This window comes from Variovorax sp. P1_H2 (assembly GCF_056405295.1).
In genome coordinates this window covers 17,788-31,749 of record NZ_JBFUCJ010000043.1, presented here as the reverse complement: position 1 = coordinate 31,749, position 13,962 = coordinate 17,788, and the positions used below count along the sequence as shown (strand labels likewise).

The window sequence follows — 13,962 nt, the reverse complement described above, 5'->3', positions numbered from 1 at the left end:
GAGGTCCGGCAGCGATGCCTATTCGGAAGTGAAGCCGGAGGCCTTGATCACCGGCCCCCAGCGCTGCAGGTCGTCGGCGATCAGCTTGGCGAGTTCCTCGGAGGTGCTCGGGCTCGCCTCGCTGCTGAGCTTCTGCAGCCGCTCCTGCACCTCCTTGTTCGCCAGCACCTTGTTGAGCGCCGCGTGCAGCTGCTCGACCGTGGCCGCGGGCGTGGCGGCCGGCACGAACAAGCCGGTCCATTCGAGGTTGTCGAAATGGGGCTGCCCCAGTTCCTTCAGCGTCGGTACGTCGGGCAAGAGCTGCGCGCGCCTGGCCCCGTTGACCGCCAGCACCTTGAGCTTGCCGCTCTGCTGGTAGGCCACCAGGTCGGCGATCGGGGTGATGCCCGCGGCGATCTGGTTGCCCAGCAGGTCCTGCACCAGCGGTGCGGCGCCGCGGTAGGGCGCCGCCACCAGCGGCACCTTGGCTTYGGTGCCGAGCCGATAGCCCATGAACTGCGCCACGCTGCCCGGCGCCGGCACGCCGTAGCTGGCCTTGGCGCTGTCCTTGCGCGCGATGTCCAGCCACTGCTGCACGCTGCTCGCGGGCAGCTCGGCCGGCACCGCGATGCCCTCGTAGAAGCTGGCGATGCGGCCCACCGCCTTGAAGTCCTTCACCGGGTCGTAGCGCACCGACTTCGAGGTCAGCGGCAGCATCACCATCATGTGCATGTTGGCGAGCAGGACCGTGAGGCCGTCCGGAGCCGCGCCGCGCACGTAGTCGGCCGCGATCTGGCCGCCGGCGCCGGTACGGTTGTCGACCACCACGGCCACGCCGAGCTCCGCCGCGAGCTTGTCCGCCAGCGTGCGGGCCTGCACGTCGGCCGAGCCGCCAGCGGGATAGCCGACGATCAGCTTCAGCGGCCCCTTCTGGGTCGGGACCTGGGCCGGCGCGGCAGCGGCGACGCAGAACGAGGCGCTGGCGAGCGCGATCTTCACGAGTGCGGGGAGTTTCATCGGGGCCTTTTCGCGGGAAGTGAGGAAAGAAGAGGTTTCAGCTCGGCCGGGTGCGCGCGATCTCGTCCGCCAGGTCGCGCAGGGAGGCTTCGAGCAGTTCGGCCAGCAGGTCGACCTCGGCCTCGGTGATGGTCAGCGGCGGTGTGACCAGCTGCATGTCGCCGTAGGCGCCGAGGTTGGCGCGCCGGTTGTAGAGCGCAATCCCGCGCCGCAGGCCATGCTGGGTGAGCCGCGCGGGCGCGTTGAAGTCGGTCGGCAGCTGCCGCTTCGTCTGCTTGTCGGCGACGATCTCGATCGCCGTCAGCAGCCCCTTGCCGCGGACGTCGCCGACGATCGGCGAACGCTCGGCGATCGCCTGCAGCCGCGCCATGAGCTGCTCGCCACGGATGCGCGACTGTGCCACCAGGTCCTGCCGCACCACCTCGTCGAGCACCGCGTTGGCCACCGCGCAGGACAGCGGATTCGTGAAGTAGGTGTGGCCGTGCACGAAGCCACCGGCCTCGGCGATCGCGTCGACGATGCGGTTCGGCACCAGCATCGCGCCGAGCGGCGTGTAGCCGGCCGCCAGGCCCTTGGCCAGCGTCACGATGTCGGGCCGCGCGTCGGCGAAGTGGTGCGCGGCCAGGAAGGCGCCGGTGCGTCCGGCGCCGCTCATGATCTCGTCGTAGATCAAGAGGATGCCATGGCGGTCGCAGATCTCGCGCACCCGCCGGTAGTAGGCCGCGGGCGACACCACCGCGCCGCTCGACAGGCCGCCCACCGGCTCGAGGATGAAGGCCAGCACGCTGTCCGGGCCTTCGCGCACGATGCGTTCCTCCAGTGCATCGGCGCAGGCCATGGCATGCGATTCGACCGTGTGGCCTGCGGGCAGGCGGTAGCTCTGGGGCGCCGGCACCTTCGGCATCTCGCGCACCATCGGCCCGTAGATGCCGAGCGTGTGGGCGTCGCCGGTGACGGCCAGCGCGCCCAGCGTGGCGCCGTGGTAGCTGGGCTCGCGCGAGATTACCTTGGCGCGCTGCGGCTGCCCGCTCACCACCGCGTACTGCCGAGCCAGCTTCAGCGCCGACTCGTTCGCCTCCGAACCTCCGGAGACGAAGAAGGCGCGATCGAAGCCCTCGCCGGCCAGGGCGCAGACCCGATCGGCGAGCGCGATGCTGTGCTCGCTCTCGAAGAAGCGCGGGTAGGCGAAGGTCACCCGGCCGGCCTGTTCGGCCATCGCCGCCAGCACCCGCGGATTGCCGTGGCCGATGTTGGCAACCACGGCGCCCGCGGTCGCATCCAGGTACCGCCTGCCGTCGCCATCCCACAGGAAGACGCCCTCCCCGCGCGCGATGCGGGGCGGGCGCGGCGTGCCGCGCGGTGCATAGAAGCCAAGGACGGAGCCGCCCTTCGGCGTGTCGCCGACCTTGCGTTCGACGGGATTCGGTGTGCTCATGCAGCGACGATACGGAGCAAGTCGCACTTCGAGTAGACGCATGGAGCGATGAAGTGTTATACGTACCGCGCATGAAGCACACCCACGACCGGCTCGACCTCCTCGACACCTTCCTGAAGATCGGCGAGAGCGGATCGCTGAGCAAGGCGGCGCGCCTGCTCGACACCTCGCAGCCGACGGTCAGCCGCCGCCTGCTCGAGCTCGAACGCATGCTGGGCTGCAAGCTGGCCCTGCGAACCACGGCCAGCTTCTCTCTCACCGACGAAGGCCGTTCGCTGCTGGCCGAGGCGCGCGATCTCGGCGACCGCTGGTCGAGCCTGTCGCATCGACTGTCGGGCGGCCAGAGCCGGCCCGAGGGCACGCTGCGCGTGATCGGGCCTTCGGGCTACGGCACCGGCTTCCTCACCGATGCCGTGACCGACCTGCGCGCGGCGCACCCCGCGCTGCGGGTCGAGCTGACCCTGACCGACCGGGTCATCGACCTGGTGGCCTCGGGCGCCGAATGCTGGATCTGCGTCGGCGAGGTGCGCGACCCGGACCTCGTGAGCCGCAAGCTCGGCGCCATGGAACGCATCCTGGTCGCCACGCCCGCGCTGGTGAAGCAGCTGGGTCCGGTCACGATCGCGCGGCTGCCCTCGCTGCCCTGCGTTGGCCTGGTGCCTTACGTGCAGGGCAATGTCCGACTGCTCGACCGCTCAGGGCGCGCACGCGTGATTGCGCTCGACACCCCGATCAAGACCGACAGCCTGCTGTCCAGCTACCGGGCCATCCTCAACGGCGCCGGCATCGGCGGCGCCGCGCCCTGGATGTGCCAGGACGACCTGAAGGCGGGCCGCGTGCAGCGCGTGCTGCCCAACTGGTGGCTGGAGCCCATCGGCATCCACGTGGCGCTGCCGCCCGGCAGCTACCGGCCGGCCCGGGTCACGGCCTTCATCGAGGCGCTCAAGCGCCGGATGCACTCGCTGCCGGGCTTCCGCCCGACGACCTGAGCAGCCCGACGGTGTGGCGCGCGATCATCAGCTCCTCGTCGGTCGGTATCACCCAGGCCGAACAGCGGCCGCCGGCGCGGCTGATGCGCGGGCCGCCGGCCTCGTTGGCCGTGTCGTCGATCGACACGCCGAGCCAGCCCAGGCCGGCGACGACCAGACGCCGGATGTCGGCCCCGTGCTCGCCGATGCCGGCGGTGAACACCACTGCGTCGAGGCCGCCCATGGCGGCCGCCAGCGAGCCGATCTCCCGCACGATGCGGTAGGCGAACAACGCGATCGCCAGCCGGGCGCGCGGCGCGTCGCTGGCGCGCAGCACGCGCACGTCGCTCGACACGCCCGAGACGCCGAGCAGGCCCGACTGCTTGTAGAGCAGCTGCTCGACGGCCCGCGCATCCATGCCGCGCTGGTTCATCAGATACAGCAGCACGCCGGGGTCGATGGCGCCGCAGCGTGTTCCCATCGGCAGGCCGTCGAGGGCGCTGAAGCCCATCGTGCTGGCCACGCTGCGACCACCCTGCAGCGCGCAGGCACTGGCGCCATTGCCCAGATGCAGCGCGACGACCCTGGCGCTCGCGAGTTCCGGCGCCACCTCCGGCAGGCGCGACGCGATGTATTCATAGGACAGCCCGTGGAAGCCGTAGCGGCGCACGCCGCTCTCGTACAGCTCGAAAGGCAGCGCGAACATCTGCGCCAGCTCCGGGTTGCTGCGATGGAACGCGGTATCGAAGCAGGCCACCTGCGGCACGCCGGGCAAGACCTCGAAGGCCAGCCGGATCGGCGACAGGTTGCTGGGCTGGTGCAAGGGCGCCAGCGGCGACAGCGCATCGAGCTGCCGCAGCACCTCGGGCGTGACCCGTACCGGCTGCGCGAACAGGGCGCCCCCGTGCACCACCCGATGCCCGATCCCGCGCAGCGCGATGCCCGGCACCAGCTCGCGCACGAAGGTGATCACGTGGTGCAGGGCCGCGTCGTGTCCGAGCGCCGCGCCGCCCTCCCAGGCGCGATGGCCGATGCGCTTGCCGGCCGGGTCCCAGGCCGTGAATTCGGGCGCCGTGTCAAGTCCGTCGACAAGCCCGCGCAGGACCGGCGTCAGCACCTCGCCGCGCGTTTCGTACAACGAGAACTTCAGGCTCGACGAGCCTGCGTTGGCAACCGCCACCCATTCCGCACCGGTCATGGCCAATGACATTTTTCGCATCCTCCGGGAAAGCACGACACTTATAACCCCGAGCCTGCACGCTGGAGCATCCATGGAGTCTTCGTCCGCCACCGCCCATCCCCACTACGACCGCCTGATCGCCGCGGCCCGCGCCCTGCCGCCGCTGCGCGTCGCGGTGGTGCATCCGACCGACGAGGTCTCGCTGCAGGCGGCTCTCGAATCGGCGCGAATCGGCCTCATCGCGCCGGTCCTGGTCGGGCCCCGCGCCCGGATCGAGGCCGCCGCGCGCACGCTGGGCGCCAGCCTCGAGGGCCTGCGCATCGTCGACGCGCCGCACAGCCACGCGGCGGCCGACATGGCGGTCGCGCTGGCGCTCAACGGCGAGGTCGATGCGCTGATGAAGGGCAGCCTGCACACCGACGAACTGATGGCCGCCGTGGTCCGACGCGAAGGCGGCCTGCGCACCTCGCGCCGGATCAGCCATTGCTTCGTGATGGACGTGCCGGGCCACGCCCAGCCGCTGATCATCTCCGACGCCGCGATCAACATCGCGCCGACCCTGGAGGAAAAGGTCGACATCGTGCAGAACGCGATCGATCTGGCGCATGCGCTGCAGATGCCGGGGGTGCGCGTGGCGCTGCTTTCCGCGATGGAGACGGTGAATCCCAAGGTACCTTCGACCCTCGATGCCGCCGCGCTGTGCAAGATGGCCGACCGCGGACAGATCACCGGCGCGCATCTCGACGGCCCGCTGGCGATGGACAACGCGATCGATGCCGAGGCCGCGCGGATCAAGGGCATCGTCTCGCCCGTGGCGGGCCGCGCCAACGTGCTGATCGTGCCCGATCTCGACGCCGGCAACATGCTGGCCAAGAGCCTGACTTTCCTGGCCGGCGCCTACGCCGCCGGCATCGTGCTCGGCGCCCGCGTGCCGGTGATCCTGACCAGCCGGGCCGACTCGGAAGCGGCGCGGCTGGCCTCGTGCGCGGTGGCCTCGATGCTGGCGAAGGCCGGGCGCGAGGGGTTGATCAAGGCGGTCGGCTGAGCGGAGCCACCGCCCGCCACGGCGCCCGCTACGCAACGCGCTTGATCGTCACCTTCACCGAGCCGTGGTTGTTGAGGTAGGCGAACCAGGCGTCGTTGGCGAACAGGCACAGTTCGGGCTCGGCATCGCTGCTCTGGCCCTTGTAGGTCCAGGCGGCGTGCATGCCGATCGGAAACAGGTTGGAGTCGGAGCGCCCGATGGCGCCGATCAACTGGAACCAGCGGCCCTGCTTGCAGCGCAGCGCCCAGTGGGCCATCGACTGCATGATGCTGGGCTCGATCCTGCCGTCGGCGCTGGACGCCAGGTGCCAGTCGACCCATCGGCTGTCGTCCGCGGCGATCTCGTAGGTCTCGCCGGGCGCCAGCAGCACGCCGGTCGGGTTGTAGTAGCTGGCACTCGCGATGGTAATCGGTCCGGATGAGTCCCCGACCGCAAGATGTCTGGCCATGACTGCCCTCCTTTCACTCGACTGCCCCCCGGAAGGGAGCGCCGCAATGTCCTCTGCCCACGGCGCATTTGTACTCCTGATTTCGCTGCCGCGTGCAGGTCCGATCGCGTCCGCCACACCCGGGATTTCCCAGGTCCCGTGAGACTTGCCACGGGCGCCGAACCCGGCCGTCGCCCTGGCTCAGCGCGAGGAGCAGGCAGTGACGACCACCTTGCACGGCTCGGTCGGCAAGTGGCCTTCGCATTGGGCGATGGCCGCCTGGCCCGCGGCGCCGGTCGTCGCGGCGCTGGCCGCGCCCCATTCGCCGAAGTTGCCGGTCGCCAGCGCCGCGCAGGACCGGTCGAACTGGATGCGCACCTCGCACGTCCCGGCGCGACCGGCCGCACGATCGCATTGCGCGCGGGCCGCCTGCTCGGCCGCATCGCGGGTCTTGTGATTGAACGCGTAGCCGTACCAGGCGCGCCGGGAAGCGATCGCGCCCCAGCTTGGGCCCGGGTCCGGCCGGCTCGGCGTCGAGGTGGCGGCGATACCCGCCGCGTGGCAGGCAAGGAACAGCACGAGCGCCGCACTCAGGCGGACGCCAAGTAGTCGAAATGTCATCTGCCGATCATCGCGCAACGGTCTCGCGCGTGACTTCGGCCGCAGGGACGGCGGTGAGCGCGGTCGCGCGGATGATGGACGATCCCCCTTTTTTGGGCGGCGTTCCAGTCCTCCGTCAGTCCCCTTTGCGCTCGTCGATGCGGCGCGCCAGGAACTGCCAAAGCCGCTCATCCTCGCTGAAGGCCACGTTGAAGCGCAGCCAACCCGTGGGACGTGGATTCACCAGAAACAACTGCCCGGGGCCGAGCATGATTCCCTCCGTGGCAGCAAGCCGCGACAAGTCTGCGGCATCGGTGATGTCCGGATGGCGTGCCCACAGGTACAGGCCTGCCGCGGGCTCGTGAAAAAGCTCGAAACCCTGGGCTTCCAATCGCCTTGCCACATTCGAATGCGCTTGCGCCAGCCGGTCACGCAGCGACTTCAGGTGCTTGCGCCAGCGCCCGTCGGTCACGGCGCCAAAGACCAGCCGCTCGGTGATGTCCGAAGAGGTGAGGCCCGAGACCATCTTCAGCTGGGCAAGATCTTCCATCAACTCGGGCTGCGCCACCACGTAGCCGACCCGGAGATTCGGGGAAATCGTCTTGGAAAAACTGCCGACGTAGACCACCTGGCGCAACTGGCTGAGGCTCGCCAGCGAGGGCCGCGATGAGGCGTCCATGTCGGCATAGATGTCGTTCTCGACCAGCATGAACTGATGCTCCTGCGCCAGCTGAAGCAGGCGTACCAGCTGCGGCATCGACGCCAGCGAGCAAGTCGGGCTTTGCAGCCGCGGCTGCGTGAAGAAGGCCTTGGGCCGGTGGACCGACAGCAGCGCCTCCAGCGCGGGCAGATCGTAGCCGGTGGGCGTGCGCGGCACACCGATGATGTGCACGCCGAGAAAGCGCAGCATGAACATCAGGTTGGGATAGCCGGGATCATCCACCAGCACTTCGTCGCCCGGTTTCAGCAACTGGCGCGCCACGAGATCGAGCGCCTGGCTCGATCCCTGGGTGAGCAACACCTGGCCCGCGTCGACCGCGATCTGCCGCTCGCAAAGCGAATCGGCAACCGCCATGCGCAGTGCCATGTGCCCGAACGGCAGGCCATAGCCGCCGATGTCGGTGCCGCCGGCCGCGAGGCTGCGCAGGCTGCGGCGCATGCCGTCCTCGAACAGCCAGTCGTGCGGCAGCCATCCGCAGCCCGGCTTGAGCGGCAGGTTGCGGTTCTCGAAAATCTGCCGCAGATACCAGCGTGCATCGAAGCGCGGGTCGGGTTGCGGCACGGTGGGCCCGCTCCCGGCGGCGTCGTCGCTTCGGCGCTTGACGAAGAACCCCGCATTGGCCCGCGATACGAGCAGGCCCTGCGCCACCAGCCGGTCGTAGGCCTCGACCACCGTGAAGACGCTGACGCCATGGGCCGCGGCAAAGGCCCGGATCGAGGGCAGCTTGCTGTCGGCCCTGAGTTTCTGGGAGCCGATCAGCCCGCGAAGCCCCTCCACGATCTGACTCACGAGCGGCGTCGGCTGTTCGGGGTGAAGAATGAGCATCGAGAGCATCCCGGCAGACCCGATCTGCACCATATTGAGGAAAGTATGTACAGGATACAAGACCAGCACAGTCCGCAAAACCATCGCTTTCCTTGTACATGGTCAGCCCGATACCTGAAACCTAAAGTGCCTGCTTCTTCTTTCAGGCACAGGTCGTACCCATGCAGCGCGAACCCCATCTCAGCAACCCCGCCCTCATGGCCCGCCGCAGCGCGGCGGTGGCCCGCGGTGTTGGTCAGGCCCATGAAATCTTCGTCAGTCGGGCCGCCAACGCCGAGCTGTGGGACGTCGAAGGGCGACGCTACATCGACTTCGCCGGCGGTATCGCGGTTCTGAACACCGGCCACTGCCATCCGGAGATCGGTGCCGCCGTCAAGGCGCAGGTGGATCTCTATTCGCACACCTGCTTCCAGGTGCTGGCCTACGAGCCCTACGTGGAGCTGGCCGAGCGCCTGAACGCGCTGGCGCCGGGCGAATTCGCGAAGAAATCGGTCTTCCTGAGCACCGGCGCCGAGGCGGTCGAGAACGCGGTGAAGATTGCCCGCGCCTACACCCGGCGGCCGGGCATCATTGCCTTCACCGGCGGCTATCACGGCCGCACGATGATGACGCTGGGCCTGACCGGCAAGGTGGCGCCCTACAAGGTCGGCTTTGGCCCATTCCCGGGCGAGGTGTTTCATGCGCTCTACCCGAGTGCGTTGCACGGCGTGAGCGTGGACGACGCCTTGCATTCGGTCGAACTGCTGTTCAAGAACGACATCGAGGCCGAACGCGTGGCGGCCTTCATCCTGGAGCCGGTGCAGGGGGAGGGCGGCTTTTACGTGGYGCCCAACGACTTCATCGAAGGCCTGCGCGCGCTGGCGGACCGCCACGGCATCTTGATCATTGCCGACGAAGTGCAGACCGGCGCCGGCCGCACCGGCACCTGGTTCGCGAGCGAGCAATGGCCCGTGGCGCCCGACCTGATCACCACCGCCAAGTCGATGGCGGGCGGCTTTCCGATCTCCGGCGTGGTGGGCCGCGCCGAGGTGATGGACGCCCCCGCGCCCGGCGGCCTGGGCGGCACGTATGCCGGCAGCCCCATCGGCTGCGCCGCGGCGCTCGCGGTGCTCAAGGTGTTCGACGACGAGCAATTGCTGGCTCGCAGCAGGGCGCTGGGCGAACGGCTCACGGCCGGCCTGCGCCGCATCGCGGCCGACGAGCCCGCCATTGGCGACGTGCGGGGGCTCGGCGCCATGGTGGCCATCGAATTGTTCGAGCGGGGCGACACCGCGCAACCCGATGCCGCGCTGACCCGCGAGGTGGTCGCGGAGGCGGCGCGACGCGGGTTAATCCTGCTGTCATGCGGCAGCTACGGCAATGTAATTCGCGTACTGGTGCCGCTGACGGCATCCGACTTGCTTGTGGACGAAGGCCTGGCGCTTCTCGCGGACAGCTTCGCCGCGCTGCGCTGATCGACCCTTTCCTGAAATCCTCCATGACAGACGAACCCTTGGTGCGCTTCCAGCGCGTCCGGAAAACCTACGATGGCGAACACCTGGTGGTGCGCCAGCTCGATCTGGACATCCACCGTGGCGAGTTCCTGAGCCTGCTCGGGCCTTCGGGATCGGGCAAGACCACCACGCTGATGATGCTGGCGGGCTTCGAGTCGCCGACCTCCGGCGAGATCCTGCTCGACGGCAAGCAGATCACCGGCACGCCGCCGCACAAGCGGCACTTCGGCATGGTGTTCCAGAACTACGCGTTGTTTCCGCACCTGAGCGTAGGCCAGAACGTTGCGTATCCGCTGACGGTGCGCAAGGTGTCGAAAGACGAGCAGCAGCGCCGCGTGCAGCGCGCGCTCGACATGGTGCAGCTGCGCGGCATGACCGACCGCCTGCCCGGCCAGCTCTCGGGCGGCCAGCAGCAGCGCGTGGCGCTGGCGCGCGCGCTGGTGTTCGAACCCCAGCTGGTGCTGATGGACGAGCCGCTCGGCGCGCTCGACAAGCAGCTGCGCGAACACATGCAGATCGAACTCAAGGACCTGCACCGCCAGCTGGGCGTGACCTTCGTCTACGTGACGCACGACCAGGGCGAGGCGCTCACCATGAGCGACCGCGTGGCGGTGTTCAACGAAGGCGTGATCCAGCAGCTCGACACGGTCGGCCGGCTCTACGAGACGCCTTCCAACCGTTTCGTGGCCGGCTTCGTCGGCGACAACACCGTGCTCAAGGGCCAGTTGAGCCGTGGCGGCGAGCACGCCGAAATGACGCTGCCCGATGGCCGCGTGCTGCACGGGCTCAACGTCAGCGGCGCAGCCGCGGGCGCGGCGGTCGAGGCCTGCATCCGCCCCGAGCGCGTGGTGCTGCACCGCCGGCCGGACGCGCAGGGCGCCAACATGCTCGCCGCCGAGGTGGCGCGCGTCATCTACTTCGGCGACCACCTGCGGCTGCTCTGCAGCGTGGGCGGCGGCCAGGCCGAAGCCACCGTGAAGCTGCCGCTGAGCGGCCTCGACGGCGCCGCCACGCCGCAGGCCGGCGAATCGGTGGCGCTCGAATTTCCGGTTGCGCATGCGCGCATCTATGCGCTCTGAATCCGGTCTCGTTTCTCGTTCCCGTTCATCACCCAGGACTACACCCACCATGAAAAAGACTCTCCTCGCCTGCACCGTCGCCGCCAGCTTCGCGCTGCCTGCCTTCGCCCAGCAGCAGCTCACCGTGGTCAACTTCGGTGGCGCCAACGCCAACGCCCAGAAAAAGGCCTACTACGAGCCCTACGAGAAGACCGGCACCAAGATCATTCCGGTCGAATACAACGGCGAACAGGCCAAGATCAAGGCCATGGTCGAGACCAAGAAAGTCACCTGGGACGTGGTCGAGGTCGAATCGCCCGACGCGGCGCGCGGCTGCGACGAGGGCCTGTTCGAGAAGCTCGACTATTCGAAGATCGGCAGCAAGGCCGACTTCCTGCCGGCCGCGGTCACCGATTGCGGCGTCGGCCTGTTCGTGTGGTCGACCGTGATGGCCTACAACGGCGAAAAGCTCAAGACCGCGCCCACCAGCTGGGCCGATTTCTGGGACGTGAAGAAGATCCCGGGCAAGCGCGGCATGCGCAAGGGCGCGCGCTACAACCTCGAGTTCGCGCTCATGGCCGACGGCGTGAAGCCGGCCGATGTCTACAAGGTGCTCGCCACCAAGGACGGCGCCGACCGCGCGTTCAAGAAGCTCACCGAACTCAAGCCGAACATCCAGTGGTGGGAAGCCGGCGCACAGCCGCCGCAGTTCCTGGTGGCCGGCGACGTGGTGCTGACCACCGTGTACAACGGCCGCATCGACGCGGCCAACCGCGAAGGCCGCGACCTCAAGATCTACTGGCCGGGCGGCATCTACGACCTCGACTACCTGGTGATTCCGAAGGGCGCACCGAACAAGGAGGCCTCGCTGAAATTCATCCAGTTCGTGATGCAGCCGGCCAACCAGGCGGTCTATGCCCAGAACATCGCCTACGGTCCCGCCAACACCAAGGCACTGGCTTCGCTCAGCAGCAAGGTGCTGGCCGACCTGCCAACCTCGGCGAACAACGCCAAGGATTCGCTGCAGTTCAACGTCGGCTTCTGGGCTGATCAGGGCGAGGCGCTCGAGAAGCGCTTCGCGTCCTGGGCCACGCAGTAAGCAGGCAAGAGGCCATGCACGCGGCAATGTCTGTCCCCCAGGTCTCGGCAGAGGCTCCACCCGGCGAACTCCGGCGTGCGCTGGCGCGCGCCGAGTCGCGCCGCAAGTGGCGCGCCTTCGCGCTCACGGTGCCGCTGCTGGTGTTTCTGCTGCTGACGCTGCTGGTGCCCATCGTGGCGCTGCTGCAGCGTGCGGTCGAGAACCCGGAAGTGGCGAATGCGCTGCCGCGCACCGTGCGTGCGCTCGACGGATGGAACCGCAAGGACGCGCCCGCGCCCGCGGCCTATGCCGCCATCGCGGCCGACCTCCGCCAGCTGCCCGACAGTTCCGATGCGGGCGCCCTGGCGCGACGCCTCAACACCGAGATTGCGGGCGCCCGCTCGCTCGTGATGGGCACCTTTCGGGCGCTGCCGATTGCCGGCACGCCGGAAGAAATCAAGGCGCGCATGCTGGAGATCGATCCGCGTTGGGGCGAGACGCCGTTCTGGCAGGCCATCGCCAAGAACGGTTCGCGCTGGACACCCGACTACCTGCTCGCATCGGTCGACCTGCGGCGCGATGTGGCGGGCGAAGTGGAGCGCATGCCTGCCGACCAGCGCGCCTTCGCCGGCATCCTGCTGCGCACTTTCAACATCAGCGCCGTGGTCACCTTCTTCTGCCTGCTGCTGGCCTATCCGCTGGCCTGGTGGCTGTCGACGCTGCCGGCGCGCAAGGCCAACGTGCTGATGATCCTGGTGCTGGTTCCGTTCTGGACTTCCATCCTGGTGCGCGTGGCGGCCTGGATCGTGTTGCTGCAGTCCGAAGGCCTGGTCAACCGCGGCCTCATGGGCATCGGGCTGATCGATCATCCGCTGGCGCTGCTGTTCAACCGCACCGGCGTGATCATCGCGATGGTGCACATCCTGCTGCCGTTCATGATTCTGCCGCTCTACAGCGTCATGAAGAGCGTGCCGCCCACCTACCTGCGTGCGGCTGTCTCGCTGGGCAGCTCGCCGCTGGCGGCCTTCTTCCGGGTGTACGTGCCGCAGACCTATCCGGGCATCGGTGCCGGTGGGCTGCTGGTCTTCATCCTGGCCATCGGCTACTACGTGACACCGGCGCTGCTCGGCGGCGCGGACGACCAGATGCTGAGCTACTACATCGCGCGCTACACCAACGTGGAGATCAACTGGGGCATGGCCTGCGCGCTGGGTGCCGTGCTGCTGGTCGCCACGCTGGTGCTGTACGCCGTGTATCGCCGCATCGGCAAGGCCGAGCTGAGCCTCGGCTGAGCGGCAAGGAAGAAAGACAAGCATGCTGAAGCTCCCTCGATTCCCGGCCTATGCCACCTTTGCCGACAAGCTCGGCTGGTGGCTGGTGCGTATTGGCTGCGTCGCGGTTCTGGCCTTTCTGCTGGCGCCGATCCTGGTGGTGATTCCGCTGTCTTTCTCCGACAGTTCATTTCTGGCGTACCCGATTCCCGGCTGGTCGCTCAAGTGGTATCGCAACCTGTTCGAGTCGCCCGAGTGGGCGCGCGCGGCGCGCAACAGCTTCATCGTCGCGCCGGCCGCCACGGTGCTGGCCACCGTGCTGGGCACGCTGGCCGCGGTGGGCCTGTCGCGCACGCGCTTTGCCTTCAAGGGGCTGCTCATGAGCGTGCTGATTTCGCCGATGGTGGTGCCCATCGTGGTGGTGGGCGTTGCCGCCTACCTCTACTTCGCACCCATCGGCCTGGCCGACACCTACATCGGGCTGATCGTGGTGCATGCGGCACTGGGCGCACCTTTCGTGCTGACCACCGTGCTCGCCACGCTGGCCGGCTTCAACCACAACCTGGTGCGCGCATCGCTGAGCCTGGGCGAAACACCGTTCAGGACCTTCATGCGCATCACGCTGCCGGTGATCGCGCCGGGCGTGATCTCGGGCGCGCTGTTCGCCTTCGCTACGTCGTTCGACGAAGTGGTGGTCACGCTGTTCCTCGCGGGGCCGGACCAGGTCACGCTGCCGCGCCAGATGTTCACCGGCATCCGAGAGAACATCTCGCCCACCATCGCCGCTGTTGCGACGCTGCTGATCATCTTCACCACCACGCTGCTGCTCGCGCTCGAATGGCTGCGCGGCCGGCGGCGCTGAACC

At 68.5% G+C, this 13,962-nt stretch carries 13 protein-coding genes; 7 read left to right on the top strand and 6 right to left on the bottom strand.

What is annotated here, in order from left to right:
• Positions 1-18: 18 nt before the first annotated feature.
• Together AC1D2E_RS16680 and AC1D2E_RS16675 are read right to left on the bottom strand one after the other, a co-directional pair.
• Complete coding sequence (locus AC1D2E_RS16680) at positions 19-996, bottom strand: Bug family tripartite tricarboxylate transporter substrate binding protein (RefSeq protein ID WP_478198404.1); 978 nt, start codon at positions 994-996, stop codon at positions 19-21.
• A 37-nt stretch (positions 997-1,033) separates the two neighbouring features.
• Positions 1,034-2,431 (bottom strand): aminotransferase family protein, encoded by a 1,398-nt coding sequence (locus AC1D2E_RS16675; protein ID WP_478198403.1) that lies wholly within the window; start codon positions 2,429-2,431, stop codon positions 1,034-1,036.
• A 71-nt stretch (positions 2,432-2,502) separates the two neighbouring features.
• Here AC1D2E_RS16675 and AC1D2E_RS16670 point away from each other — a divergent pair, with 71 nt between their 5' ends.
• The gene (locus AC1D2E_RS16670; protein ID WP_478198402.1) at positions 2,503-3,420 is read left to right on the top strand and encodes a LysR family transcriptional regulator; all 918 of its coding nucleotides are present in this window, start codon (positions 2,503-2,505) and stop codon (positions 3,418-3,420) included.
• Here the strand turns inward: AC1D2E_RS16670 and AC1D2E_RS16665 are convergent.
• The gene (locus AC1D2E_RS16665) at positions 3,374-4,609 is read right to left on the bottom strand and encodes an acetate/propionate family kinase (RefSeq protein ID WP_478198401.1); all 1,236 of its coding nucleotides are present in this window, start codon (positions 4,607-4,609) and stop codon (positions 3,374-3,376) included. The genes AC1D2E_RS16670 and AC1D2E_RS16665 overlap by 47 nt on opposite strands.
• A 61-nt stretch (positions 4,610-4,670) precedes the next feature.
• Here AC1D2E_RS16665 and AC1D2E_RS16660 point away from each other — a divergent pair, with 61 nt between their 5' ends.
• Positions 4,671-5,624 carry a phosphate acetyltransferase gene (locus AC1D2E_RS16660; RefSeq protein WP_478198400.1) on the top strand — a complete coding sequence of 318 codons (954 nt, stop codon included), beginning with the start codon at positions 4,671-4,673 and terminating at the stop codon, positions 5,622-5,624.
• A 28-nt stretch (positions 5,625-5,652) separates the two neighbouring features.
• On the opposite strand, the gene AC1D2E_RS16655 is transcribed toward AC1D2E_RS16660, so the two are convergent.
• The 3 genes from AC1D2E_RS16655 to AC1D2E_RS16645 all read right to left on the bottom strand — a co-directional run bounded on the left by AC1D2E_RS16655 (position 5,653) and on the right by AC1D2E_RS16645 (position 8,197).
• Positions 5,653-6,072: a hypothetical protein gene (locus AC1D2E_RS16655; RefSeq protein WP_478198399.1), complete on the bottom strand. Its 420-nt coding sequence runs from the start codon at positions 6,070-6,072 to the stop codon at positions 5,653-5,655.
• Between the two features lie 180 nt (positions 6,073-6,252).
• Positions 6,253-6,672, bottom strand: coding sequence for a DUF4189 domain-containing protein (locus AC1D2E_RS16650; protein WP_478198398.1), 420 nt, complete (start codon positions 6,670-6,672; stop codon positions 6,253-6,255).
• Between the two features lie 115 nt (positions 6,673-6,787).
• Positions 6,788-8,197 carry an aminotransferase-like domain-containing protein gene (locus AC1D2E_RS16645; protein ID WP_478198397.1) on the bottom strand — a complete coding sequence of 470 codons (1,410 nt, stop codon included), beginning with the start codon at positions 8,195-8,197 and terminating at the stop codon, positions 6,788-6,790.
• 161 nt (positions 8,198-8,358) lie between these two features.
• On the opposite strand from AC1D2E_RS16645, the gene gabT reads away from it, so the two are divergent.
• From gabT to AC1D2E_RS16620, 5 genes are read left to right on the top strand one after another with little or no spacing between them, the layout of a single operon-like run.
• A complete protein-coding gene (gabT, locus tag AC1D2E_RS16640) occupies positions 8,359-9,651 on the top strand; it encodes a 4-aminobutyrate--2-oxoglutarate transaminase (protein ID WP_478198396.1) in 1,293 nt (430 codons plus the stop codon).
• A 23-nt stretch (positions 9,652-9,674) separates the two neighbouring features.
• Complete coding sequence (locus AC1D2E_RS16635; protein ID WP_478198395.1) at positions 9,675-10,769, top strand: ABC transporter ATP-binding protein; 1,095 nt, start codon at positions 9,675-9,677, stop codon at positions 10,767-10,769.
• A 49-nt stretch (positions 10,770-10,818) separates the two neighbouring features.
• Positions 10,819-11,847 (top strand): ABC transporter substrate-binding protein, encoded by a 1,029-nt coding sequence (locus AC1D2E_RS16630; RefSeq protein ID WP_478198394.1) that lies wholly within the window; start codon positions 10,819-10,821, stop codon positions 11,845-11,847.
• Between the two features lie 14 nt (positions 11,848-11,861).
• Positions 11,862-13,118: an ABC transporter permease gene (locus AC1D2E_RS16625; RefSeq protein ID WP_478198393.1), complete on the top strand. Its 1,257-nt coding sequence runs from the start codon at positions 11,862-11,864 to the stop codon at positions 13,116-13,118.
• 22 nt (positions 13,119-13,140) lie between these two features.
• A complete protein-coding gene (locus AC1D2E_RS16620) occupies positions 13,141-13,959 on the top strand; it encodes an ABC transporter permease (RefSeq protein ID WP_478198392.1) in 819 nt (272 codons plus the stop codon).
• The last annotated feature ends 3 nt before the right edge of the window (positions 13,960-13,962 follow it).

What these genes read in the sequence shown, in the direction of transcription:
- AC1D2E_RS16625 (WP_478198393.1), top strand. Translation starts at nt 11,862, where the DNA reads ATGCACGCGGCAATGTCTGTCCCCCAGGTCTCGGCAGAGGCTCCACCC.
- AC1D2E_RS16670 (WP_478198402.1), top strand. Translation starts at nt 2,503, where the DNA reads ATGAAGCACACCCACGACCGGCTCGACCTCCTCGACACCTTCCTGAAG.
- AC1D2E_RS16635 (WP_478198395.1), top strand. Translation starts at nt 9,675, where the DNA reads ATGACAGACGAACCCTTGGTGCGCTTCCAGCGCGTCCGGAAAACCTAC.
- AC1D2E_RS16660 (WP_478198400.1), top strand. Translation starts at nt 4,671, where the DNA reads ATGGAGTCTTCGTCCGCCACCGCCCATCCCCACTACGACCGCCTGATC.
- AC1D2E_RS16645 (WP_478198397.1), bottom strand. Translation starts at nt 8,197, where the DNA reads ATGCTCATTCTTCACCCCGAACAGCCGACGCCGCTCGTGAGTCAGATC.
- AC1D2E_RS16675 (WP_478198403.1), bottom strand. Translation starts at nt 2,431, where the DNA reads ATGAGCACACCGAATCCCGTCGAACGCAAGGTCGGCGACACGCCGAAG.
- AC1D2E_RS16630 (WP_478198394.1), top strand. Translation starts at nt 10,819, where the DNA reads ATGAAAAAGACTCTCCTCGCCTGCACCGTCGCCGCCAGCTTCGCGCTG.
- AC1D2E_RS16620 (WP_478198392.1), top strand. Translation starts at nt 13,141, where the DNA reads ATGCTGAAGCTCCCTCGATTCCCGGCCTATGCCACCTTTGCCGACAAG.
- AC1D2E_RS16665 (WP_478198401.1), bottom strand. Translation starts at nt 4,609, where the DNA reads ATGTCATTGGCCATGACCGGTGCGGAATGGGTGGCGGTTGCCAACGCA.
- AC1D2E_RS16655 (WP_478198399.1), bottom strand. Translation starts at nt 6,072, where the DNA reads ATGGCCAGACATCTTGCGGTCGGGGACTCATCCGGACCGATTACCATC.
- AC1D2E_RS16650 (WP_478198398.1), bottom strand. Translation starts at nt 6,672, where the DNA reads ATGACATTTCGACTACTTGGCGTCCGCCTGAGTGCGGCGCTCGTGCTG.